This window comes from Dyella acidisoli (genome assembly GCF_030160295.1).
In the GTDB taxonomy this organism is placed as follows: Bacteria; Pseudomonadota; Gammaproteobacteria; order Xanthomonadales; family Rhodanobacteraceae; genus Dyella_B; species Dyella_B acidisoli.
Window position 1 is genome coordinate 1 of sequence record NZ_BSOB01000009.1, and the last position, 1761, is coordinate 1761.

1 protein-coding gene is annotated in these 1761 nt (G+C 62.7%); it reads left to right on the forward strand.

Annotation, left to right across the window (positions count from 1 at the left end):
• Positions 1-1761: TonB-dependent receptor (locus QQJ86_RS04790; RefSeq protein ID WP_284319782.1), on the forward strand; the 1761-nt coding region annotated here is incomplete at both ends.

The following is a 1761-nucleotide window of genomic DNA, read 5'->3' on the forward strand; positions in this document are numbered from 1 at the left end:
GCCCGACGCCAGCCAAGCCAAGCAGCTAGGCAACATCACCGTGACGGCACAAAGCCGCACGCAACAGATGGAGCAGGTGCCGATTCCGTTGCAGATCCTCACGGCGAAACAGATCGAAACGCAGGCCGCCACCGATCTCAGCAAGATCTCGCTGTTCGTGCCCGGATTAGTCGTTGACGGCAGCCAACCCACGCAGCCGAACTATTCGCTGCGCGGCATCAGCACCAGCGACTTCGGCATCGGTACCGAATCGGCAGTGGGCGTGTACATCGACGGCGTGTATGCGGCCCGCTCCGGCGGCGCGCTGCTGGCCTTCAACGACATCGATCGCATTGAAGTGCTGAAAGGCCCGCAAGGCACCTTGTTCGGCCGCAATGCGGCAGGTGGCGCCATCTCCATCGTCACCAACGAGCCGACCGATAAGTTTGAAGGCAAGGCGCTGGTGCGCGTGGGCAACGAGGGCACGCATTACGAGAGCGCGCTGATAAACATCCCGCTCACCAAGGACATGGCCCTGCGCGTCAGCGTGCTCGACAACCAGAGCAACGGCTGGATCCGCGATCAGGCCAACGGCCAGCGCTACGGCAAGAACGACGACTGGGGCAGCCGCATGGTGTACCGCTGGAACATCACGCCGGACACGCGCGTGCTGTGGTCGTGGGATCACGAACGGCTGGACCAGCCGCCGCGGCCCGCGATCGGCCTGGTGCCCTTGTCCAGCGATACGAATGAACGCCCGCCGTTTCCGCCCAATCCGGCCACCTACCTCAATCCGCTCACCGCGCCGCTCTACAACGATGCGATCCAGGCGCGCGAGTGGCGGCATTTCGATGGCTCCACGCTGATCATCGATCACAACTTCCCTTGGGGCACGCTCACCTCGACCACCGCCTGGCGGCACTTCAACACCTTCAACGACGAAGACAACGACGGCACCGATCACGTCGTCAGCTACCTCGACACCGCCAACATCGAGCACAACAACAGCTACTACCAGGAGTTCAAGCTGTCGGGTTACAACGACCTGATGGACTGGGTGTCGGGCGTGAGCTTCTATTCCGAGCAGGCGCGGCAGACCAGCCAGGTGAACACCAACACCAGCAGCCTGGACACGCTGGCGCAGAACGTCGACGGCCTCGGCTTGCCGCTGACCGAAATCACCCAGGGCCTGCAGGCCTTCGGCTTGCCGTACAACCTGCTCGGCGATTCATGGCGCGAGCAGATCGAGAACGCCGGCAAGTTCAAAGCGTATGCCGCCTTCGGCGACGTGATCTGGCATGTGAGCGATAAGCTCGACCTCACCACCGGCCTGCGCTACACCGAAGACAAGAAAGCGTTCACCTGGTACACACCGCTGCGCCAGGCCACGGCGTTCGACCAGACCATCGCGCAGCTGGTGTCCAGCGGCATCTACGCCTTCCTGCCGCCCCAGGCTCAGCAGGCACTGACGGCGTTCGGCAACAACATCGTCTTTCCCAATGCGGTGGGACAATGGGTGCCCACGCACCACAGCTGGCACGATTTCAGCCCGCGCGCGGTGCTGAGCTACAAGTTCACGCCCAATACCATGGCTTACGTCTCTGCCACCAAGGGGTACAAAGCCGGCGGCTACAACAGCCTGCAGGTGGGCTCGTTGTACGCGCCGGAGAAGGTGTGGAACTACGAGGCTGGCCTCAAGACCGTCGTGCCCGAGTACAACCTGCTGTTCAACGCCTCGGCGTACTACTACCGCTACTCGAACCTGCAGTCGTCGGTGCTCAA